This is a genomic window from Herpetosiphonaceae bacterium, assembly GCA_036374795.1.
GTDB lineage: Bacteria > Chloroflexota > Chloroflexia > Chloroflexales > Kallotenuaceae > LB3-1.
Map to the genome: position 1 here is coordinate 1 of DASUTC010000244.1, position 2,971 is coordinate 2,971.

Sequence of the window (2,971 nt, forward strand, 5' to 3'; positions counted from 1 at the left end):
CATGCCGGGGTACCCTTTGGGTCTGGCACCCGCATGGCACCCGGTTCTTGGTTCTCCGCCCCGGCCTAGAGTGCGATCTCAATCACCTGTCCGTCGTGGGCAAGCTGCGCGGGCGGCGGCAACTGCGCGTTCACGGTCGCATGGTCGAGATCGTGCGTGATATGCGTAAAGAATGCCCGACGCGGCTGCAACTGCGTAACGATCGCCAGTGCTTGATTCACGGTAAAGTGCAGCGGATGCGGATCGAAGCGCAGCGCATTGATGATCAGCACGTCGAGGCCGCGCAGCCGCTCCATGCTTTCGGGCGGTATGGCGCTGGCATCGGTGATATATGCCAGCGGCCCGAAGCGGTAGGCCGTGATCGCGTGCGGGCCATGCATCACGTCCAGCGGCTCTACGGTGATCGAGCCGATCTCGAAGCGGGCAGGCAGCGAGTGCGTTTCAAGCTGCGGTCGCGTGGACAGCGACGGCCCGGCAACAAACACATAGTCGAACATGTGGCGGACGCGGCCCAGAGTGTAGGGATCGCCGTAGACCGGCAGCGATCGCTCGCTGCGCATGGTGAAAGGCCGCAGATCGTCGATGCCGCCAATATGATCGGCGTGCGCGTGGGTCAGCAGCAACGCATCAAGCTTTGTGACGCGGTGCCGGAGCATCTGTGTGCGCAGATCAGGACCGGCGTCGATCAAGAGCGTCGTGCCGTCGTGTTCGAGCAGCGCCGATGTGCGCAGGCGGTGATTGCGCGGATCGATAGACGTACACACGTCGCAGTGACAGCCGATCACGGGAATGCCCATCGACGTGCCGCTTCCTAGGATGGTTAGTCGCATAAGCGTTGGTCCAGAGATGATGGTTGCAGCTAGGAGTGTATCACATTTTTTTTGTTGGTCGCGGCGCGCTGAGGTGTCGAGCGTAGCACAAGAGGGCGATATTGCATCGCCCTCTTGTAGTCGGTGTTCGGATGTGGCCGATCTAGCGCGGCACGTACACGAACTCATCGGGAAATTCGCTATCCTTGCCGAAGGTCTGCACCTTCTTGGCGGCAGCCGGGTGGAAGTTGCTCAGCGCCACCTCGAAGGCCGACACCTGGCCGGGTCCGTCGTTGACCAGCAGGAGCAGCGCGCCGTTGTTGCGCCAGACGACATCTTGCAACCGCCCAGGGAAGGCCCCGGAGTCGAGCCGCAGCGCTTGCTCGCCGGTGCCGTCGGCGTTGGTCACGTGGATCGAGCTGGGCTCCGCGCCGTTGTTCAGCGTGCGGGTGTGGAGCAGCTTGCCGCCGTTGGGCGACCACGCGACATGGCCGATGTACTGCTGGCGCTGCGCCACGATCGTCGTCGTGCGGCCCGTCGAGCGATCAAGCACGCCGAGCGCGGTCTGTGGCGGCTCTCCAATCGCCAGCCTGCCGGTGACAAGCGCCGCCGTGCGGCCATCGGGGCTGGGCTCCGCGCCGTAGTTAGTGCCCTCGGCGATCGTCTGAAGCGCGCCGCTCTGAAGCTCGACCTGGAAGAGGCCCTGCGGCGGCGCGTCCGAGGCGTAGATGATCTTTCTGACGAACAATCCTCCGCCGTTCCAGGCCACCACCACCGGCGTCGGCTGGGCCGACCCCTGGAGCAGCACGCGGCTGGTGCCGCTCTGGAGATCGAGCACGCGGAACTCGTAGCGTGATAAAGCATCGGTGTAGATGACCGTATAGGCGAAGCGCTGGCTGTCGGGCGAGAAGACGCCGCCGAAGACCATGCCGCCCTTGCCGAGCGGGAACTCGCGGCGCGTCCCGCTGTCGATGTCGTACACCACAAGCTGTTGCTCAGCGGGCGTCTTGGGATTGGCCGCATCGGAGTAGGCCAGCCGGTTGCCGTTCGGCGCGACGACGACCTGCGGCGGTCCGCCGCTCGGATGCTGCGGCAGCGTCAGAGTCGGCAGGCCATTCGCAAGCGCCACGACCTGATTGCCGGTGCGAACCCAGGGCGCGTCGGTCGGCAGCTTCAGCCCGGTGTAGGGGCCGCGCAGCTCGTTGCCGAGCAGGCCAAGCAGCACGCGGTAGGCGGGATTGCTCTCGTTGGGATGCCACTCGAAGCGCGCGCGCTCGAACCACTGGGTCAGCACCCGATCGCCGCTGCTGTTCGTCTCCATGCGCGGCTCCGTCAGCGGCAGGCCAAACAGCGCCAGGCTTTCGGCGTACGAGACGCCGCGCCGCCCATCGAACTCCAGGCCGTGGGTTTGCCAGTAGGTCTTGAAGCCGATCCCGCTGGCCTGATCGCAGACGTTGCGCCCGGTCTGGTCGAAGTACAGGCAGCCTGCCTGCGCGTTGGCTCGCGCCTCCTTGCGCCAGTCGATGCCGCGCTGCTGAAGCATATCGTCGCCGAGGCGTCCCAGCAGCACATCGTAGGGCGCTTTGTTCTCAGGATGCAGCTCGAAGCGATTGCGCTCGAACCATTGGGTCAGATACACCTTCCCGGTGTCGCGGTTGCGCTCCTGAATCGCCGGGCCGGTCGGATAGCCGAACACGGCCAGGCCGCCGTTACCCTCCCAGTACGCGCGGAAGCGCCCGCTGATGCAGCGCCCCGTCTCCGGGAAGCACAGATCGCCGTTCGCCGCCTGAGCGGGACGGGCTGCGCTCATCGGCATGAGCGAGAGCAACAGCAAGGGAATGATCGCCAGCTTGGCGAATTTGAAACGAAACAACGCCTTTCTCCTTCCAAAAAGATCGACTCGTCAGGTGACAGGACGTACGCGGTGGCTTGAACAGGCCGTGATCAGCGTGCTGCTGCATCTCGTTTTGTGTGTCGTCCCTTCTACGTCCTGTTAGCTTAACGGTATGACCGATCATAAAGTTCAGGAGTCAAGAATAAATACGCCGAAAGTTTTAGACGGCTCTAGGCGAAAGAGCAGAGATCGTCATAGGCGACGCAGCAATTCCCGCGCGGCGAGCAACGTTCGTACGAGTCAGCAGCGTGCAGGTGCTTGACATAGC

The 2,971-nt window shown here is 64.0% G+C and carries 2 protein-coding genes; both read right to left on the bottom strand.

Annotation, left to right across the window (positions count from 1 at the left end):
- Window positions 1–65: 65 nt before the first annotated feature.
- Window positions 66–830, bottom strand: coding sequence for an MBL fold metallo-hydrolase (locus tag VFZ66_18170; GenBank protein HEX6291116.1), 765 nt, complete (start codon window positions 828–830; stop codon window positions 66–68).
- A gap of 142 nt (window positions 831–972) precedes the next feature.
- Complete coding sequence (locus VFZ66_18175) at window positions 973–2,682, bottom strand: hypothetical protein (GenBank protein ID HEX6291117.1); 1,710 nt, start codon at window positions 2,680–2,682, stop codon at window positions 973–975.
- Window positions 2,683–2,971 lie beyond the last annotated feature (289 nt).